At 40.3% G+C, this 20,650-nt stretch carries 11 protein-coding genes; 6 read left to right on the forward strand and 5 right to left on the reverse strand.

The genetic code is table 11. The features are described 5' to 3' along the window. Positions 1 to 127 precede the first annotated feature (127 nt). Both DFR59_RS12555 and DFR59_RS12560 read right to left on the reverse strand, forming a co-directional pair. Positions 128 to 1,804, reverse strand: coding sequence for a hypothetical protein (locus tag DFR59_RS12555; RefSeq protein ID WP_114745996.1), 1,677 nt, complete (start codon positions 1,802 to 1,804; stop codon positions 128 to 130). 659 nt (positions 1,805 to 2,463) lie between these two features. Beyond that, the gene (locus DFR59_RS12560; RefSeq protein ID WP_114745997.1) at positions 2,464 to 3,693 is read right to left on the reverse strand and encodes a hypothetical protein; all 1,230 of its coding nucleotides are present in this window, start codon (positions 3,691 to 3,693) and stop codon (positions 2,464 to 2,466) included. 369 nt (positions 3,694 to 4,062) lie between these two features. On the opposite strand from DFR59_RS12560, the gene DFR59_RS12565 reads away from it, so the two are divergent. Further along, positions 4,063 to 5,679, forward strand: a complete 1,617-nt coding sequence (locus tag DFR59_RS12565; RefSeq protein WP_114745998.1) for an S-layer homology domain-containing protein — start codon at positions 4,063 to 4,065, stop codon at positions 5,677 to 5,679. A 302-nt stretch (positions 5,680 to 5,981) separates the two neighbouring features. Beyond that, on the forward strand, positions 5,982 to 6,929 hold the full coding sequence (locus tag DFR59_RS12570; protein WP_114745999.1) for an LCP family glycopolymer transferase: 948 nt from the start codon (positions 5,982 to 5,984) through the stop codon (positions 6,927 to 6,929). 320 nt (positions 6,930 to 7,249) lie between these two features. Here DFR59_RS12570 and DFR59_RS12575 read toward each other — a convergent pair whose 3' ends face one another. After that, on the reverse strand, positions 7,250 to 8,491 hold the full coding sequence (locus DFR59_RS12575; RefSeq protein ID WP_114746000.1) for an ATP-binding protein: 1,242 nt from the start codon (positions 8,489 to 8,491) through the stop codon (positions 7,250 to 7,252). Between the two features lie 342 nt (positions 8,492 to 8,833). On the opposite strand from DFR59_RS12575, the gene DFR59_RS12580 reads away from it, so the two are divergent. Then, a complete protein-coding gene (locus DFR59_RS12580; protein ID WP_114746001.1) occupies positions 8,834 to 10,213 on the forward strand; it encodes a hypothetical protein in 1,380 nt (459 codons plus the stop codon). An 80-nt stretch (positions 10,214 to 10,293) separates the two neighbouring features. Here DFR59_RS12580 and DFR59_RS12585 read toward each other — a convergent pair whose 3' ends face one another. Then, positions 10,294 to 12,870, reverse strand: coding sequence for an S-layer homology domain-containing protein (locus DFR59_RS12585; RefSeq protein WP_114746002.1), 2,577 nt, complete (start codon positions 12,868 to 12,870; stop codon positions 10,294 to 10,296). A 201-nt stretch (positions 12,871 to 13,071) separates the two neighbouring features. Here DFR59_RS12585 and DFR59_RS12590 point away from each other — a divergent pair, with 201 nt between their 5' ends. From DFR59_RS12590 to DFR59_RS12600, 3 genes are all read left to right on the forward strand, one after another. Further along, the gene (locus tag DFR59_RS12590) at positions 13,072 to 13,284 is read left to right on the forward strand and encodes a hypothetical protein (RefSeq protein ID WP_114746003.1); all 213 of its coding nucleotides are present in this window, start codon (positions 13,072 to 13,074) and stop codon (positions 13,282 to 13,284) included. After that, positions 13,268 to 14,293, forward strand: a complete 1,026-nt coding sequence (locus DFR59_RS12595; RefSeq protein WP_114746004.1) for a hypothetical protein — start codon at positions 13,268 to 13,270, stop codon at positions 14,291 to 14,293. The genes DFR59_RS12590 and DFR59_RS12595 overlap by 17 nt, the downstream gene beginning before the upstream one ends. Positions 14,294 to 14,657: 364 nt before the next feature. Further along, positions 14,658 to 18,653: a cadherin-like beta sandwich domain-containing protein gene (locus tag DFR59_RS12600; protein WP_158538378.1), complete on the forward strand. Its 3,996-nt coding sequence runs from the start codon at positions 14,658 to 14,660 to the stop codon at positions 18,651 to 18,653. Positions 18,654 to 18,759: 106 nt separating this feature from the next. Here the strand turns inward: DFR59_RS12600 and DFR59_RS12605 are convergent, their stop codons facing one another. Further along, positions 18,760 to 20,502, reverse strand: coding sequence for an ATP-binding protein (locus DFR59_RS12605; RefSeq protein WP_158538379.1), 1,743 nt, complete (start codon positions 20,500 to 20,502; stop codon positions 18,760 to 18,762). Positions 20,503 to 20,650 lie beyond the last annotated feature (148 nt).

Here is a 20,650-nt window from a genome sequence, read left to right on the forward strand (position 1 = left end):
TTCCGGCTACCTTTTTCATGGAAAAACACCTCCTATAACTATTGTGTAATGTGGAGGTGTTTTGTTAGTAATTTAAGCTTTAAAGAATTTATTAATGATTTTCGCTGCCACCTGTGAATCCTTTTAATTATAACCCAATAGCTTTAGAAATAATATTTGCTATTATTCCAGCATTGACGCCAGTTGCGGTGTTATAAAGAAGGGTGGACCCCATATCAATCAGTCGCTTTTTGATTCCCTCTGATGTCATTTCTTCTGCTTGTTTCCGGGTATCTATGATATCTGATAGCAATATTTTTTGGTCATTGTTTTTATTGTTTAGCTTTTGGAGACCTTCCTCGATTAAAGTAAGTTCTTTCATTAATTGTTCTTTATCAATTGATTGTGAATTGACAGTTTGATACTCTATCTTGTTAATCTCTATTTTAGGATTCTCTCCAAAGTTTACAGGGCCATTGCCATTCACGGTAAGATTATATTTCTCCATATTTTTCTTCCTCTCGTTAAGTTTTATGATTTGTTGATTAGTATTTTCCTTGGCATTTACGAAAGCTGTTCCTTTAGAAATCTCTGCTGTGAAAAACTCAAGGATTTGGTAAACTTCCTTGTGTTCTAATCCAATTAACTCTAGTGGATATACTTCAGTTCCAAACTTTTCCCAAACAAACAAAGCTGGTAAAGTTATAAATTTATTGTAAATTTCAGATAAATTTTTGAGTCTTTTATATCCACTTATATTTGTCTTGAGATCTTCCTCTGTATAATAAATATCTAAATAGTCCTGAGTCATATGATGAATGTCATCCCAATAAATTTGAAGGAATGAGGAAAGATTAAGGTGCTTGGGAAATAAAATAAGCCCATGTGCTTTAGTTTGCCCTAACCTCTCAATACTGAATGGTTCTCCTTTAGGAGATTTTCTCACATCTCCTATAAACTTTTTAAATAGGCTGTCTTTTTTATTGATGCTTTTGGCAAACTTTTTCAAAGGCGCTTTAGGTTGGTCATATTCAATGCAATAATCTTCTATTAATTGCATCATTATTGGATAAGTGATTGTCTTTGCTAGGTTAACTCCTCTATTTTCTAAATACTGTAGAAAATCAATATATTGAAATTCAAAATCTTTTCTAATTTCCTTATCTGTAGTTACCATCTTTGGATGAAATTTTATTTTAACAGGAGGAGAGGCGATTAAATAAGATAATCTACTTCTTCTATCTTCAAAGGAAAAATCATACCTCTCATTTACACGTGGAATAAACCATTGTTTTTTTAATGTTGAATCGACCCAATTTTGAAAGTCGAGATAAAGATGATGATAAAGAGTATTGGTCGTGAATAATTCAAATGCTTCTTTCAATGTGGAACCATACTTCTCGATAACCAAAATAAACCATTCTTCAATCCCTGTATTCTGCCTATAAGCTTTGATTGCAGAATCCATTAAGAAATCGCTCATTTCCTGATAATTCTCTGAGTCTTTTAAAGAGCGGTAAAAGTGATTAAGGAATCCTTGAAGTCGAGGTTGTTTGTCTATACTGGTAGGGTTAATAAACTCTAGGTAAAACGAATCGGAAACAAACACTTCAAACTTTTTTATAATGGATTCATTTGTTTCCCCTTGGCTTATAAGAAAATCTTGAAACAATTTTAAGAAAAACTTTATATCCCACTTAGTGCAGTTATCATACAAATATTCCTCGATTATATTTCTATCTGTGTATTCATTATCTAGATTAAAACCTTTCTTTTCTATGAATCTAACAAAAGATACTTCAATATAGTCATTTACTTTAATCATGTTAACCTCCAAATATAGATATAATCCAATTATAACCAATTATGGATATGTGGTCTAATTTATATGAGATAGTATCCAATTAATGTAGCATTTTATAATGAAGGGGGTCAGACGCACCGATATTATATTTTAATTAGTTGGGAGGCCGCTTCATTAGAAGCTGAAGTAGCTGGGGAAATCCCACTAACTTCACATCACATTATTAATGATTGGGACAAGGAACCTGTCCATCTTATTTAGAGGGCAGGTGTAAACGTTAAACTAGAATTAACAGTTTTCCACATATAAGACTAAACAGAATTTATTTCGTTTCAATACTTTCGCCTAGTGAAAAAGTAAATAAAGGTATAAAAAGGAAGAGGTGTCATATTCTGAATTTTCAACTTATTAATCAATATAAGTGCAGGAAATATATTCGCATTAGAATTAACCTATAGAGTTCATTGAGATTCTAAAAAGCTTTGGTTTATTAAAAAAGATTGGTTAGTGTTATAAATTAATTCCATGATGAAAGACGAAAAATGAAAATCGTTTAGGTAGGGTGGAAGAGGTCAAGGCCTCTTCTTTTCTAATATGCAAAACCTGGGAATTGCCCCTGTGTTTCTTTCATCAATAAAATAATGGCCATCAACATTTCAAAATGTTGATGGCCATTTTTATTAATTATTGAACGATACTCCATTTAACATACCAGCAGTCAATCCAGATACAGCTCTATGGAAGTTAGTTTCAGAAGTGTCTCCATCATTTACATCTGATGCTGCTACTCTACAAATAACCGGTCCTTCTGATGAGTTAGTGTAGACCAATCCATTTATGCTGTCGATCCAGTTTACAGCTCCTTGATCCCCAGTCCATGCAAGAGCATATAATTCTGCTCTTACATCAGTAGCATCGGTCAATGAAGACTGTGCAAATCCATAAAATCCACTTGGGATTAATGAATTGCTTCTGTTTGCATAAACAGTCTGCATGCCTTTAGTAACGGCTTCGGCTTCTGTCATAAACGTTGAGCTCGGTCTTTGGGAAAAATATTGAGTATAAACGGTTCCATGTGCAATTTGGGATAAGCCTAGGCCTACCCAAGTAGCATATCCAGTTCCTACACCATCACGGCCACCGCCAACATTGGTAAGTCTGCCTTCTGTTGAATAATCTCCAAATCCAACTGCTTTTAAATAATTTCCGATATTAGCAATGTCATTTCGATAAGGGTAATCAGTTGGGCTATTCACCCCATAATTTTTAAATAAGAAATCTGAGTCTAGAGCGAGTGCTCCAGCGTAGATTGCTAAAATATTAACTGCAAATGGTGCTTTAATATTCTCACCTGAACCAGTTGTGATTTGATGTTCTACATTGTATCTAAAAGTATATCCATTAGATGCTGTTGAATTATACGCACTGTTTAACCAGCTTTTCGTATTATTATAAAGGTAGTTTACCTGATCTTGTCTAGCAGCGGATAAATCACTCATATTAAACTTTTTCATCATTATTGATGCTTGAAGAATTAATCCTGTGCCAGGTGCTTGAAAAGCATTTTTAAACTGAGATTCATTTGTTGATACTTTACTATACAAATAAGCGATTGATTTATTTAATTCTGATAGTGCAGAAGTATAAGTTGAATCCCCTTTTTGCTTAGCTTGATAAGTATATACACTTAAAAAGGCAGCGTCTTCTGCTAATCTCATTTCATTAGCGCCACTATGAGGAGCTTTCAAACGTGAATCTTGCAAATGATTCCCTGTGATAAAGTGCTCTTGGAAAACAATTTTTGATGCTTCGAATGCAGAGTATGTAGTCGCAGCATTTGTTGGACTAGGAGCAGCAATCTGTAATCCGAAGAAAATTATAGATACTAATACGATTAATAGTTTTTTCAACCTTGTTCCTCCTATCAATTTTTGGTAAGTATTACAGTAAAATAATAAATCTAGAATTTTATCCTGTAAACACCAATTGGTAATTTGTTTACAAATGAATGGAATGAACTAGTTCGTGATGATGGGTATATTATCCTTCGCAAATCTATAATCTAGTTTCCGAGAACTGAAAGTTTTTGTCCTTGTGGATAGAAGTGGTTCCTGACCCCCAGTACTGCAAAGTGCTAAAGTAACTGGGTAAGGGTTTTAACTTTTAGATTAGTATATTAAGTTCTGACCTCCTAAATATGGCTACCAATATTTTCATAGAGGAAATACTCCCTTCTAATGGTATAATCACCAGGATAATATTTGAAGGGGATAAAAATAATGGGAAATAAATTGTTTTTCTTTGGGGTAGTTCTTATATTGCTGACTATATTCATTCCGATATCTGCGAATGCACAAACTGACCTGCCGATTGGGTCAATTGTTGAAGGGTCAATTACAGCTGATAACACAGGAAACAGCTACAAAATAAATTTAACTGCAGCCGGAAAATTAACGGTGAATATCGATGCTTACTTTTCGAATGTAACGGTTTCCTTGAGGGCGCCGGACGGGGAGTTCATCTGGCAAAATCATCGGATTTTCAATGGTGCACCGGATACTCCTGTTGTGTGGAAGGATTCCATGAATGTAGAGCCTGGAGAATATACACTTATTATAGGGAAAGGGAATACGGATACTGGTAAATTCAATGTCAAAGTAGATTTTTCAGGGGCAGGAAATAATGAAAAAGAACCGAATCAGACCATTAATGATTCAATGAATGTAGTTCTTAATCAGTCTCCAGTTAAAGGCTTTATCAGTTGGAATGATAGAATTGATTATTATAAAGTGGAATTGCCTGAATCAGGGCGTCTTATTCTTAATGTTAAAACGGATTTTCCAGGGCCGGGAGGGCTATTCCAGTTAATCGATGGGTCTGGGAAAGAGATATACTGGGATACCATTGGACAGAATAACGGGATCACGGGGAATTGGACACGCCATACGGATCTGAAAGCAGGAACGTATTATATCCGTTATTCCGGAAATGATTCCATCCTTTATCAAGGTCCATACGAGTTGAGTGCTTCCTTCACTCCGGTACATTATCAGGAGAAAGAACCGAATGATATAAAAGCTGTCGCGGAGGAAATCGAAGTAGATAATCAAACCCATATCGGTTTTCTCAGTTTTCATGATTTGACCGACTATTACAAATTCGAAATGAAGTATACAGGCCTGCTGACCATTGACTTTTCATCTGAACGGGTTGGATATGATCTGATGAATGAAGGTGATATGATAATGGATCGAAAAGGCAGCATGGGGAAGGTTGGCGTCTTTGACCCTTTTTCGAGTACGATTGAACTAAAAAAGGGGACATACTATTTTGTTCCGAATGTTTATAAAGACGATACGGGTATGTATACCTTTAAACTCCATGCGGAAAGCAACTTCTCCGATGTACCAGAAGATTATCTGCCAAGCGTGACGTATTTATTAGAAAAAGGGGTGACCACGGGTGTATCGAGTAAAGGCTTTGGGACCAATCTCTCCGTTAAGCGGGGGGATGCAGCCATTTGGCTGGCGAATATTCTGAACTTAGATACTTCAAAGGGAGATGATTCCCCATTTACTGATGTTCCACTTCGGGCAAGAGGTTCTGTCAATGCGCTGCAGCAGGCTGGAATCATCACCGGAAAATCACCCTCCAATTTTGGCTCGAATGACTTTGTCAAACGTGGTGAAATGGCTTTAATGCTGCAAAGGGCGTATCACTTATCGAGCGAAGGAACGGTAATGAGATTTACGGATGTTCCTTCGCGGTATGATCTTGCAGTTAGAGCCTTGAAGAAAAAAGGTATCACTAACGGAAAGAACACAGTTTCCTTTGCGCCGGATTCGTATGTGACCCGAGGAGAATTGGCATTGTTCATCTTTCGGGCTGAGCACTGATTTACTCAAATAAAGATGTGACACAATTTAATAATAAGAACATTTCTAGCATAAAATAGCCCTTACTCTGAAGGTGGAGTGAGGGCCTTTTGGTGTTTGCTCAAGACTTGAAAAGTGCTGATTTTGCAAGGTATTGTCGCTTCTTCACTTCTTTTGTTGAAAATCTAATATGGCTTAATTCTTGGTAGTATAATAGCTTCACTAGACGACTGGAGGGAGGATGTTCTTCATTGATTTCGGTGGTGGAGAGGCATATTCATATATTAGAGAATCTACTTTTTATGAAGTGAGGAAAAAGAAACGTGAAGAAAAAACTATTGATTATCATTTCTAGCATCATTGGTGTTTTTCTATTGGCGGGGGGAGGATATGCCTGCTATTTATTTAACACCGTGAAGGCATCTGCAGATCAGATGCATGAGCCCCTGAAACTTTCGACTCCTCATGAAAAGCCGAATATCAGCGGGGGAGGAAACAGTAAAAGTGAAGATCAGCCTGAGCGTACAGGTCCCGATCCGATTTCAATCTTGCTCCTTGGCGTGGATGAAAGGAAGGGTGATAGCGGACGATCGGATACATTGATTGTCGCGACATTGAATACGAGCAAAAAAACGATGCAGATGGTAAGTATCCCTCGTGATACCCGGACGGAGATTATTGGCCACGGCACCGTAGATAAAATCAATCATGCCTATGCATTTGGCGGTCCAAGCATGTCAGTCGAAACCGTAGAGAATTTTACCGGGATCAAGATCGATTATTTCATTAAGATGAACATGGAAGCATTAAGCCAGTTGGTCGATGCAGTCGGCGGAGTGACGGTTGAGAATGCGTTGGATTGGTATGAGGGAGGTCCAAATGGATTCCATTACAAAAAAGGAAAATTGGAGCTGAATGGGAAAAGGGCATTGGGATATGTGAGGATGCGTCATGATGATCCAAATGGAGATTTTGGCCGCAATGAGCGTCAGCGGCAAATCGTCATGGCCATCCTTATGAAAGCAGCAAGCATAACATCAGTGGGTAAATACGATGACATTCTCCATATACTTGGCGACAATGTCCAGACAAACCTGACATTCGACAACATGATGGACATCCAAAAGAATTATCGTGATGTCCGGGCAAACATTGAGCAGTATGAAGTGAAAGGGCAAGGCGGCAAGATTGATGGAATCTATTATCTGACCGTTCCAGATGAAGAAAGGGAAAAAGTGTCCCAGATGCTGAAGAGTAACCTAGAACGGTAAAAAATTGTAGATATTTGTTCGGTTTCCTCAGCTCATTCCGACATCGTTGGCGATACGTTTTGTTTATAATGAGTAGACAAGCGATTATATATGCACCTAGCGATCTTATATAGGCAGAGGTGTTTCCGATGAGCGATAGGGAAGGGAATTTCTTTAAAGGACTGACATGGGGAGTGGCGTTGAGCCTTCCGTTGTGGATGGCGGTAGTGGGTTGGGTGAAGATTGTGTTTCGGTGGATATGAACATCCGAAAGAAACAAAAAGGGGATGCCGGTATATTTCGGCATCCCCTTTATTATAGTTGGGACAAGGAACCTGTCCCTATGTTCCAGATGGAAGCTTTATGTTAAAGCATGTCCCTTTATTCAACTCACTCTTAATGATGATATGGCCACCCATCTGCTTCACGATATGATGGCATAAGGTCAGTCCCAATCCAGTTCCTTTTTCTTTGGTAGAGTAATAGGGGCTCCCAAGTTTTTTTATTTGGTCTTCGGTCATTCCTGCTCCATTATCTTCTATCAGAATGGATATAATGCCATTGGATTGCTTGGCAGCTGAAATCCGGATTTCTCCTTCACTTTTGATCGCTTCAATCGCATTTTTGATGATATTGATCAACACCTGCTGGATTTCTAGTTTAAATCCCACGATTTCAAGAGATGGTTCCACTTCATGTTGGATATGTATGCTGTTCAAAACAGCGTATGATTGCATGACGTTAATCGATTGGTGGATGACGGATGTTAAATCAATGGTCTCATGGGGATTGGTTTGGGGCTTAGCGAGATCCAGATATTGATTGATGATTCCTTGCGCCCTGTCCAACTCCTCTATGGAAATGTTGATATACATATCCTGCTTTTCTGTTAACCTTTCATTCTGCATTAACTGCATAAACCCGCGAACGGAAGTCATCGGATTGCGGACTTCATGTGCAACAGAAGCTGCCAGTTGACTGACAACATCCATCTTTTCCCTAAGGATCAACTCCTGTTTCATCTCCATTTGTTCATTCATATTTTCAATTAAATAAATGATAGCGATAAGGGTGGCTAAAATAATAGAAGAGGAACTTACTTCAAATATGATTTGAGGAATGTCTCCTTTTACAATGAGAAAGATTCCTCTTGTAATTGGGATCATCAGATAAACTAAGCTGATCACAATGACTTTACCTTTTATTCGATAACGATTAAACAGATTGGTTATAGACATCAGCAATAAGCAAAATATAGTATAATTCCCAGCTAGAATAACAAGCTTAGGTCCAGTGAAGAGTCCGGTTATGAGCAGGACGAAAACAGCTGCAAATCCCGCTCTTTTGCCTCCGTATAAAAAGGACAGGATGATAGGGACAACCTTAAAATCATACTTGTATACTTCTGAATAAAGAACCGGTTGGCTCATCGTAAACACTAATATCACCAGCATGCATACAAAAAACTTGGAACGGACCCTTTTCCGTTTCTCTTCTCTTTCATAGAAAAAGACTTGATAGATTAAGATAGTAAAAAGAATGAATACCACATGTAAGCACAAGCTCTGGATAGATTCCCACATACTGACTCCTACTTCCTTTTATTCCCTGATATAATTTGTTTTCGACAAAAAGTAGGAAAATCCTTGTTTGGGGGAAGAAAGGTGGAAGCATAGGGGCGGTTCTTGGGGACGAAGGGGACAGGTTCCTTGTCCCCATTTTCGAATGCAGCAGGAATTAATAAGGGGATCCCGGTTTAAATGGGGGTCTCCTTTTATATGGCTGGGACAAGGAACCTGTCCCTCTGTACCTAAAAAGGAAGAATTTGTTTGTAGGTGAGACATTTATGTGGTTTATTTCGTCATAGTGTTATAAAGATTTCTCGGTAAGTCAGAACAAAAGAGTAACAAGAAAGGAGAAGGTTGATGAATATCACACCTTTAATAAGAACACTTTTCATTTCATGCGCTGCGGCTGCACTTTTTGCGGGGTGTTCCTCTAATGGAGCAGCAACCGATAACCAAAATAATCAAAATCGTGCTGAGCACCAACAAACGGATGAGAAGAATAAGCCCCATGACACAGCAAGTGGAAAACAGACGAACCAGGATCATCCATCCAAAGTGGAAGATCAGGGTGGCACAAATGATGATCAATCTTCGGCCGCACCTGACGGCCAAGATAGCCAGGATAATATGGATTTGTCTAAGGAAAAAGCGGCAGAAGTTCTTCAGAAATTGAAAAATACATTTATGGTTGAAACCGGTAAAGGTGGAATAGTTAAAAACTACGATACAATAAATGCGCTATTAGCCCATTTTAAAACAGTCATGTCCGAGGATCTTGCCCAATCGTATTTAAACGTTTTCTTCGAGATGTATGATGGGAAGCCCAAGATGATAGCCACCGAACCGCCGTCTTGGCTGGAACCTGATACAGACTATCAATTCAAGCGATTGAACCCTACAACTTATCATGTGGTTCAAAGACAAATCAGTGACCTCACAGGCAACAGGGAGTATACCTTTGAGCTGAAGTACGAGGGGGATCACTGGATTGTGAATAAGATTTCAAGTGTCAAAATACAGAAGCTGACTAAAAACGAAGCGGAGGAAATAGTCAGGCAGCGGCTTGGAAATGAAATCAAACAGAGTACAATCGTAGAGTACGATCACATGGAAAAAGATCAATATGTAGTACACGTTTATGATTGGATAAAAGATGGCCAGACCACTCATACCGCGACCTACGGCTGGTATAAAGTGAACCCTGCCACTGGTGAATTCACATCGCTTTTTGGTAACAATGAAAGCATGGCGGAACAAATCAAGGAGCGGGCGACCTATGTACGAAACGCATTAGTGAAGGGAGATATGGCCACGTTGGCAAACTATGTCCACCCTGAAAAAGGCCTTCTCATCTCCCCATACGAACACATCTCAGATGACGCGGTGGTCTTTAAAAAAGAGGAGATCCCGAGTCTGCTGAAGATGAGTAAGACTATTGTGTGGGGAAATGAAGATGGAAGCGGAAAACCGATGAACTCCACGCCGAAAGAGTATTTCCAGAGATATCAGGACTTTTCGAACACGGACAAAGGTACTTTTGATGATCTTAAACAACGGGGCAACATCCCAATCAACATTAAAGACATATTTCCAAATTCCCATGTAGTCGAATTTTATCATCCGGGTACCGAACAGAATTCCAAAATGGACTGGTCTAGCCTATATATTGTGTTCCAGAAAGACAGTAAGGGAGAATGGAAAACCGTTGCACTTGTCAGCGGGCAGTGGACAATATAAGGAATCATGGGACCGATCTGATGGTTTCGTTGCGAATACAAAGAAGCAGCGGAATCGTCCCGCTGCTTCACTTTCAAAGATTAATAATGTTTGCTGCCGTTTGCTTCTCTTACTTTTATACTTGTCGCAATTGATTCTCCGTTAATGTCCTTGATTTGTGGGTCTGGTGTAAATTCGATGTACGTGCTATCAGATGCGTCTGCATAAGGATCGTGAAGTATATTGTAAAATTGGAAAGTAAGAATTTTACCGGTAGGATCCAGTGTGATTTTGCGAATGCTTCCATCAGCACCATATCCCCCGATTACAACATCAACAACATTAAATGTTCCTATATGATAGGAGGACGGCTGTTGTTGGTCTACGAACCATAGGGTGTCGGATATTTGGTCTGCTTTTAAATAAAATGAACTCCCCGGGGCAATTTCTCCGCCTTTCGTAAGAGAAGCATTAATTGTTGCAGGATTTACTTCCTTGGAAAAAGTAATGACGAGTTCGTCATTGTCGTCAAATTGACCTGCCACTCCAGTCCCGTTTTTAAAATCGATGCTTGTTACAAAGAATGTAGGGATTACCGGTGCTTCAATTGTCACAGAGATAGTAGCTTCTTTTGTCCCGCCGCGTCCGTCGCTTGCCTTCACAGTAAAGTGGGCAGTTCCACCAGAAATCGGATGGATAGTCGGCAGGGATGTTCCTTCGCCAGCAGAGATGTCTGCAATATCTTTATCTAATGCTTCAATTGAATACGTTAAATCATCATTATCCTCATCCGTAAATAATCCTGAAAGGCTCAACGGTGCGTCAACATCTTTTGTAAAGCTTGGTGCATTCCAAGCGGGATTGATCTCTGGAACTAGATTGATAAAGTAGTAACTTACCTCCCCCGATTCAGCAGTCACGGATAAAACAGAACCTTTAGAGATGATGTTATTGTCATCCTGATAGGAATCAAATAGCTCATCAAAGACTTCGTATATCTGATGTGAATTATCTTCAGCTGTAAATGAAGCAAGTAAGTTATTCACTGATGTATTTTTTGAAATACTAATCTCATACGCATCATCGCCAAGTTCTGAAAATGAAGAAATCACTTCTTGGTCATTCTTTAATTCGATTTTTGAGTTAGTACTCGGTGGCCTCACAGCGTTTTCACTCAATGGGGCATAGCCGATTACATTTTTGTCTTCATCCAGGAATAGTATGACGATGTCGTTTGATGCATCTAAACCTGCGCCGGTGAAATCAGTTAATCCACTGCTAGATTTGGAATGGAAATATCCTAACTCAGGATCTAACGCTGGTGCACCCTTCATATCCTCATAAATGGAAGCACTCGTTCCCTCTGAATGATAGGTGAATATAGCTGTTGCCCATGTGTTTTTTACTTCTTCAGAATCCAAATGGTTTCCATCAATATACACATGATAGGAAAGGTGATCTACAGTTGTTGCCGTTACACCTGAAGAAATTAACGTAAACATTTTATTGATGCTGTTTATAATGGTGTTGATTTTCTCTGCAGAATTTAGATCGGTATCGGCAGCATCTATAAAAGCTTTGCGATATATTTCCATATTTTCTACAAGGGCACTTTCTCCATTAATAGCGGTATTAATGTCTGTTAATGTAATCCCGTTTGCATCTGTCGTGACATCCTCTATTTTTTTGATAGCTAATTCCTGAGGAGTCAATGACACTGTCAAGACAAATGAAGCTGTTGCTGTTCCGCCTCTATGGTCATTTGCTGTCAAAGTTATAGTGCTGATGCCGGCTGCAAGGCCAGAAACATACAGATCATTACCTTCAAGAGCAACTGTAGCGACATCGATATTGGATGAAGTGGCGGAGAATGTTAATGCATCGCCGTCGCGGTCTGTAAATACACTGAAAGCATCAAGTATGTTTACATGTTGATGATTAACAGTAATTGATTTTGCCTCAATTAAACTGGAAGCAGGAGCATGATTCCTTACTGGTGTTGGTGTTGGTATTGGATCGGGTTCGGGAGCCGGTGCTGGTTTTTTGATATCCTCCTTCACCTTAATAAAAGAAGACGCCACTTTAGCCACCTGTTCTCTTGTAGCGTTGCCTTTAGGATCAAACTTCCCATCCTTTTGCCCCGAAATCAAACCAGCCTCTACCGAAAACGCGATAGCATCTTTATAGGAATTAGAAATGCTTCCGTTATCCGTAAATGTCAGCTTTGAGCCATACCCCGTTACGTCAACATCTAGCGACCTTACGAACATAACTGCCATTTGCTCCCTGGATAAGTTAGTGCCCCCTTTAAAAGTCCCATCTGTATAGCCATTAATATAGCCGGCTTTTACTGCCGCCTCTACATACGAGTAGGCCCAGCTAGATGTAGTTACATCGCTAAAAGTACCTTGTTTGGGAGGATTAGAAGTATCCAGTCCATTTGCCAGTACTAATACTTTTGCAAACTCTTCCCTGGTTAAGTTCCCAGTGGGATTGAATTTCCCATTGCCGAACCCATTAATAATACCCGCTTGCTGAAGGGAGATTATCGCATCTTTCGCATAGGAATTTTCAATATCTGTAAAACTGCTGCTCGATGCATACCCCTGAGATGGCAGTACTGGACTTGCTAGTAAAGCCGCCCCCACTACTAAGCCAGCTATTGTTTGTTTTTTCATAGATGATCCTCCGAAATCAATATAGAAATATTAGGACTAATGTACTATTTCTCTCTTCTGATATATCGGTAGTTGGTTGCTAAGGTTTAGCAGTTATAAAAATTTTTTTTGTGAGCGGCCACTTGTTGCTTTTTAACAAAAAATGGTTATTAAAAGGATTGTCAGATTGATAGGGAGAATAGTAGTGGCGGGGGGATGTTTATGAGAAGGTTAGATCATTTAGGGTGGATGACATTGTTGATTTGTTTTTTCTTGGCGGGATGCAGCGAGGATAATGAACATGCTGCTACTAAGCCTAAGGATGAACAAAAAACGGTGGTGGAGAAAAAAGAAGGACCACCAGAAAAGCCCGGATTATATTGTGGAAAAAGGGACTCCGGAAAGGGATTTCAAGCAAATGATCAAATCCGTTAATGATAACGATGAAGCGGTATTTATGAGTTATCAGAATGAGAATAATCCTATTTTTTATAAGGAACAAAAAAGATGGATAGAAGAGGCGATTTTTAAAAAAGGGCAAGGGTCTTCGTTAACGGTGGATTTTGAGAATTTTGAGAAGGAGACAGATACAACGGGAACCGTCACTCTTAAAGTAGATATGACAACACCTGGTAATGGCTCTTCCACGAATTATATCAAGTACCAGACAATAAGAGTGAACGATAAGTGGGTTCTGAATGATGTTCCATTTGAAGAAATGAAGTCTGAGACGGAAAACATCACGGTTTACTATAATCAAGGGGAGGAAGAGGCGGCAAAGAAGACGTTAAAGGATGCAACTGACATAGTGAACTATTATAAGAAGAAGTTCTCCTGGAATCCAGGTCCGCTTTCCATTAAACTTTATCCGACTCCTGGAGAGGTTTCTGCGACCGTTCCTTGGGTATCTTTAGCAGGATGGAATGAAGGTGGGGAGTCCATCGAAATTACAACCGAGCTCACAAAAGAAATATTCCGGTTCTTGACCCATGAATTAACACACAAAATGCTTGGAGACCTGACAAACGATAATGCAAGCATCTACATCCAGGAAGGGTTCGCGTCTTATTTAGAAATATCCGTTTATCGGGATGAAAACGGAGAGGTCCAGTTTGATCCAAATAGGGCGAAAGAAATGACAACATTATCTCTTAAGAAAAAGAAATCCGTGAAAACGATAGAAGAACTTGGAAATATAGACTACACCGACCCGGAAGGATCTATGTATCGTGATGGCTTCTTGCTATTCAACTACTTAATAGAGACTAACGGATTAGATAAATTCTTTGAGATGATCCATTGCCTTTCGAAATTTGACTATATAGATAAACGTGGAGAGCACAAGATGGACAAAACGCAGGAAAGAACCGTTGAAGCCATTGAAAAAATATATGGTCCTGCGGGAGATGTGTCGTCTAATTGTCAGGCGTTTTACTCGAAGTGATGGGACGATGGGGACAGGTTCCTTGTCCCATTTCTCGAATACCGCAAGTAATAATAAGGGGATTCCGGCTAATATCGGGATCCCCTTTATTATGGGTGGGACAAGGAACCTGTCCCTCTGTCTCTATTAGGGGGACGTTTCTCAGGCTTAATCAGGTAGCAGCTGACCGGGACTTTACATCCCAAAAATTTTTATTTCACCCCTCTTCATTTTTCATTCTTCCATCCGAAATAAATAAAGTAATAGTTCTTTTTTACTAGTTGTGAATGATGTGAGAAAGGAGATTTATATACATCACTGATTTAGAAATGATGTTTTATCAATAAATGAAGTTGATATGCACCAATGAAGGAGACTTATGAAAATGGGAATAATGAAGAGATGGTTTCGAAAGAAAAATGGAAGAGGTGCAAAGCGGATTGCTGTTTGGCTGGTAATTTTTCTGATGATTGGTCAATCGGCGCTTCCTGTTATGGCTCAAGTCAGCAGCTCTCCGGTTGATGGGATTACGACTTTTAACAACATTCCAGAAGGGTATTACATTGAATATGCGGCAAGCGACATTGGAAATGGATCCTTTACTGCTGCAAATATTGATGGGTGGGATATCACAGCTAATACATATGCCGATGGTGCAGTCGGTGATACTTGTGTCATTGCAGGGGAGAATTATCCCGGTTGGACTGACGGTGGGTTTATTTACGCCGCTTCTAATAGTGGTTTTTATACTATACGTTCAGTTGTATTAACATCAAATGACAAAAAGGTTTTTGATTTGAAATCAATTGACCTTGGCTATGATTTCAACATGGGAACTTTGAATAACCCTATTACTTTTACCATTGTCGGTTTTAAAAATGGTTTACCTGTAAACGGAGCATCACAGCCCGTAGAATATTTCCCTTCCTTTGGTGAAGGGGGAGTATGGAAAACCGTAACTCTTACACCCGCCTTTCAAGGGATCGATACTATCCAAATCATCTCTTCTCAGCCGGATTTAGTGACGGCGATTGATATTGATAACATTAATGCGGTGAATTTCCGAACCGATGCACCACCGCCATTGGTAGACGCTGCCGCACCGGTCATTAATCTCCAGCCGCAGCCACAGAATGTGAACGAGGGAGATTCGGTTACGCTAAGTGTAGGGGCGACCGGCAGCACGCTCAGCTACCAGTGGTACCGAAATGATACGGCTGGCACAAATGGCAGCACTATGATTATTGGTGCAACTGATCCTTTCTATAACATGTTGGCATCAAGTAATAATGAAGGATATTATTATGTGGTCGTGACGAATACGGATATCAGTGCAACCGGAAATCAAACGGCTCAAATAACCAGTGATATTGTGAAAGTGACTGTAGCAGCTCCACAGTCGAGCAACGCAGATTTGAGCAATTTGATCGTGAATGGCGGCATGTTAGATCCGGAATTTTCGGCAGGAACGACCCAATACACTGCTTATGTGCCAAGTGGAGTAACTAGTATCAATGTGACCCCTACAACAGCGGATGGAACAGCGACTGTAACCGTGAACGGAGTGGTTGCTTCAAGTGGTGCAGCATCCCAGTCCATCAATTTGCAGCCGGGTCAAAATATCATCACTATTGTGGTTACGGCACAAGATGGAACGACGAAAACGTATACCTTTACGATATATAGCGCCTTGTCCAGCAATGCTGATTTAAGCAATTTGACATTGAGTGAGGGAATGCTGGATCCGGTATTTTCATCCAGCCAATTATCTTATTCAACAGATGTTGGTCATAGTATATCAAGTATTCTTATCAGTCCTACCACAGCTGATGGTGCTTCTGTCGCAAAAGTAAACGGGATACCGGTGGCAAGTGGGGGAGTATCACTTCCGATTGTACTGAATATTGGACAGAACGCTATCCCGGTGGAGGTAACTGCAGAAGACGGGACAGTAAAAACCTACATGATAACTGTAAACCGAGCTGCATCAAGCAATGCAGATTTAAGCAATTTAACCGTAAATGGCGGAACACTTGACCCAGTATTCACGCCAAGGACCACCGACTACACAGTGGCTGTTCCAAATGAAACAACAAACATCAAAGTGACTCCAACAGTAGCTGACGGAACGGCGACGGTTAAGGTGAACGATGTGACTGTTACAAGCGGTTCGGAATCAGATCCTATTTCACTTCAAGTAGGAAAAAATATGATTAGTGTAGCAGTTCAAGCAGAAGATGGATCAGTTAAAACCTACACCATTACTGTAAACCGAGCGGTGTCAAGCAACGCCAATTTGAGTGGATTAGTATTGGATCAGGGAACTCTGAATACTGCATTCAGCCCTGATGTAGCCAACTACTCTGTCTTTTTGGCAAATGGAATAGACAGCTTGGCGGTGACGCCTTCTCTTGAAGATGTGAATGCGACATTAACGGTGAACGGGGCAGTGGTGTCGTCCGGACAACCTTCGGACCCTATTTCATTAGTTCCGGGCACAAATAGAATCACTATCGCAGTGGCGGCACAAGACGGAATGACGACGAAAACCTATACGATCCAGGCCGTCGTGGCACCTGCAGCTCTAAATCAGATTTCTATCGTTCCTGGAAACGGGAATGCTTTATTGAACTGGACGAAGGCAGATGGAGCAGACGCCTATAACATCTATCGCAGCTTAGTTTCCGGGACATCTTGGACGCTTGCTGGTACGGTGGATGGGCAATCAGATAGCTATAACTCAGAAGGTCTGCTGAATGGAACAGCCTATTATTTTGTAGTAAAAGCTGTGAATGACGCAGGAGAAAGTGCAGCTTCAGATGAAGTATCCGCTATCCCATTCACGACACCGGGTGCACCGGTGAATGTTAAGGCTGAGGCTGGAAACGGGAAAGCGTTAATTTCATTCTCACCTCCTGAAAATGATGGCGGTAGGCCAGTTACAGGCTATGAAGTCATTGCGTATCCTGGAAATACTGTCATTCGAACGGATAATAGTTCTGTTAGTGTGACGGGGTTGACCAATGGGAATTCCTATACATTTAAAGTGAGAGCGGTCAATGAAGCAGGAAGCGGGACAGAATCTATTGAAACAGATCCAGTTGTACCACAGGCACCATACGTACCGGATCAAGGAGTCGACATTCTAGTGAATGGCAAGGTTGAGAAAATTGGAACGTCCTCAACTTCTGTTAGGAATCACCAGTCTGTCATGACCATTGCAATGGATCAGGCTAAACTGGATGAAAAGCTTGCTAAAGAAGGGCAACATGCAATTATTACGATCCCTGTAAAAAAAGGAACAGACGTCGTTATTGGTGAACTGAATGCAGAAATGATTTCACATATGCAGCAGAAAGAAGCCATTTTAAAAGTCCAGTCCGATCGTGCATCATATACATTGTCTGCTCATCAGCTTAACCTTGATAATTTGAAAGATGAGTTTGGAAAGCAGATTTCTTTAAAGGACATAAAAATCCAAATAGAAGTTTCGAATACTCCTACTGAAATGGCGAAATTCGTAGAAGAGGCAGGGGATAATAACGGCTTCGAACTAACTGCACCTGCTGTGAATTTTGCTATAAGAGGAATGTACAATAACAAATCAGTTGACGTGTCTGATTTCCAATCATATGTCGAAAGAATAATTGCGCTTCCTGATGGTATCGATCCATCAAAAATCACCACTGGTATTGTTGTGGAACCAGATGGAACGGTTCGCCACGTTCCAACAAAAGTGGCGGTGAACCAAGGTAAATATTATGCGGTCGTAAATAGCTTGACCAATAGTACGTATTCCCTTATCTACCATCCAATTGAGTTTAAGGATGTCAGTAGCCATTGGGCCAAATCAGCAATCAATGATATGGGTTCCCGATTTGTCATTAATGGTGATGTAAACGGACTGTTTGCGCCTGAACGCGATATCACGAGAGCGGAGTTTTCAGCTATCCTGGTCCGTGGATTGGGATTGAAGCTTGAAAGCGGGGAATCCCTATTCAAGGATGTCAAGAATGGCAGCTGGGATGATTCCGTTATTCATGCAGCCTATCGATATGGCCTGATTAACGGGTATGAGGACGGAACATTCCGCCCAGAGGAAAAAATCAGCCGTGAACAAGCCATGATCATCCTGTCGAGGGCGATGGCTGTTGTGGAGTTGGAAGGAAATCTTGAGAGCAGTTCAGCGAAAAAATTCTTAAGCCAATTCCGTGATGCAAACAGCATTGCAGCTTGGGAAGGAAAGAGCATCGCAGACGCTGTTCAAGCGGGGCTCATCAATGGAAGAAGCAATAAAATGCTCGACCTAAAATCTCCAATCACCCGGGCAGAAACAGCAGTCATCATCCAGAGACTGTTGGAGAAATCCAAGCTAATATAAAATAGAAGACCACGTGTGGGACGCTGGGGACAGGTTCCTTGTCCCGAGTTCGAACGCAGGAGGTAAATAATAAGGGGATCCCGGATTCTATCGGGATCCCCTTTATTTATTGATGGGACAAGGAACCTGTCCCTCTGTCTCGCGGAAGCAGAAAGGTGACTGTTGTCCCGTGGTTCAGTTTGCTTTTGACAGTGATTTCCCCGTTGGTGTCTTTGATGAGTTTGTAGCAGATGGTCAATCCAATTCCGGTTCCTTTTTCCTTGCTTGTGAAGTAGGGTTGGCCGATTTTGGCTAGTCGTTCCTTAGTCATGCCATTTCCGTTGTCGATGATTCTTACTCTCAAATAGGATTGGTTTGAGTCGAGAATAATTTTCACTTTCCCCTTCTCCTTAACTGCTTCTAAGGCATTTTTCACAATATTTATAAAGACCTGTTTAAAGTGCATTTGGTCCATCCGTATCCATTGTTCTGAAGGCAGACGGTTTTCCAAAATGATCTCTTTGTTTTGTTTATTTGCCATTGCCTCAAACAAAAGGTGAAGATTTTTTGATTCGTGAATAATTCCAATTGGGTCGCTTAACTTCGCGGGTCCAACTTGTGCCTGTGGTTTTGAAAGCAGCAGCAGCTCCTTCAATACTTCGTTGATCCGATCAATTTCCTCGATCACGATCGATTGAAGGGGAGATTTTGGTGCTTTTTCATGCGACAATTGAAAATATCCGCGGATAGTCGTCAAAGGGTTTCGGATTTCATGTGCAACACTTGCGGCCATGTCCCCTAGAACTTTGTATTTTTCAGAAGCTATGAGCAACTGTTCATTTTGCTTTTCTTCTGTTACATCCACCCCAAAATAAATGGTGTAATAATCTCCATAGTAATCATGAAGAACCCTTTTTTCCCATCGAATCAAGTGATTTTTCCCTCTTTCATCCTTTAAGTAATGAATTCCTTCATACTCAGATTCCGGCATTTCCAGCTGTTCGAATGAAAATTCTTCTCCAATGATGTCTTTTTTTGTGATAAGAAAAAGGCTGCAAAAAGCGTCATTCACCTCTACGATGCGATTTTTCTTGTCTTGGACTAATAAGTAGTGTGGATTGATTTGCATAATTGATTGAAGCAGTCCTGATTGGCGCTCTAATCTGCGATTCATTTTCTTCATTTGCGACGATTGCATTTGAAAAAATCCTATAAATAAAATCATGGCAATAAATATTGTATTTAAACTGGAGAAGTATAAAGGAATTACAAAAAATCCACTAAGTACGCCGTTAATAAAGATGAGCAGGGAGGAAAGTACCAATGTCAGATGGAACTTCCGAGATCGAACATTTTTGAGCCATAAAGTGATGATTAACAAATAAATTGAATTAACAAAAACCAAGACGACATCGATTTTAAACGTCCAGCTAAGAGCCCCGTATAAAGGAAGCAAATAGGAAGGCGAAAATTTTTCTGCATTAATGTGGGCATACCCAGCAATTCCTAAATCGGTAAGGTTCACAGCATAAACTAGAACACTAACAATGAGGGAAAATATTAATCCGAACCTATTCATTCTTTGAACGAATTTGCTTTGGGCAGCTTCCTTGACTAGCAGATAGGAAAAATAATAGACAGCTGGCATGACAAAAATGGTTCCGATTCGAAATGCGCGAAACAGAATATCAACAGTGTCGGCGCCAAACAGCGGCTCTGCATATAAAAAAGAAATATCTGCCTGCCAAAATGAAACCGTTACAAGGAACATGGAAAGAGCTCTGGTTAGTATCGAATTATAATAGAACAAGATGGCTGCAGTAATAAACAAGGGAATGAGAGATGCCGTCAATAATAGTATGAACTCCACGTATTCGCCGCCTTTCATGAGGGGACGTGGGGACAGGTTCCATAGCCGTCAAGTTAACAAGAAAAAATAGGTACGTAAACCAGTGATAGTAAGAAAACCCTATGACTATTCAAAATTTTTCCATATATAGACGACTTGAATGAAAGCT

Origin of the sequence: Falsibacillus pallidus (genome assembly GCF_003350505.1) — a bacterium.
In the GTDB taxonomy this organism is placed as follows: domain Bacteria; phylum Bacillota; class Bacilli; order Bacillales; family DSM-25281; genus Falsibacillus; species Falsibacillus pallidus.

Excerpts from the sequence above, each read along its gene's own strand:
- DFR59_RS12555 (WP_114745996.1), bottom strand. The coding sequence starts at position 1,804 with ATGATTAAAGTAAATGACTATATTGAAGTATCTTTTGTTAGATTCATA.
- DFR59_RS12565 (WP_114745998.1), top strand. The coding sequence starts at position 4,063 with ATGGGAAATAAATTGTTTTTCTTTGGGGTAGTTCTTATATTGCTGACT.
- DFR59_RS12575 (WP_114746000.1), bottom strand. The coding sequence starts at position 8,491 with ATGTGGGAATCTATCCAGAGCTTGTGCTTACATGTGGTATTCATTCTT.
- DFR59_RS12580 (WP_114746001.1), top strand. The coding sequence starts at position 8,834 with ATGAATATCACACCTTTAATAAGAACACTTTTCATTTCATGCGCTGCG.
- DFR59_RS12585 (WP_114746002.1), bottom strand. The coding sequence starts at position 12,870 with ATGAAAAAACAAACAATAGCTGGCTTAGTAGTGGGGGCGGCTTTACTA.
- DFR59_RS12590 (WP_114746003.1), top strand. The coding sequence starts at position 13,072 with ATGAGAAGGTTAGATCATTTAGGGTGGATGACATTGTTGATTTGTTTT.
- DFR59_RS12595 (WP_114746004.1), top strand. The coding sequence starts at position 13,268 with ATGATCAAATCCGTTAATGATAACGATGAAGCGGTATTTATGAGTTAT.
- DFR59_RS12600 (WP_158538378.1), top strand. The coding sequence starts at position 14,658 with ATGGGAATAATGAAGAGATGGTTTCGAAAGAAAAATGGAAGAGGTGCA.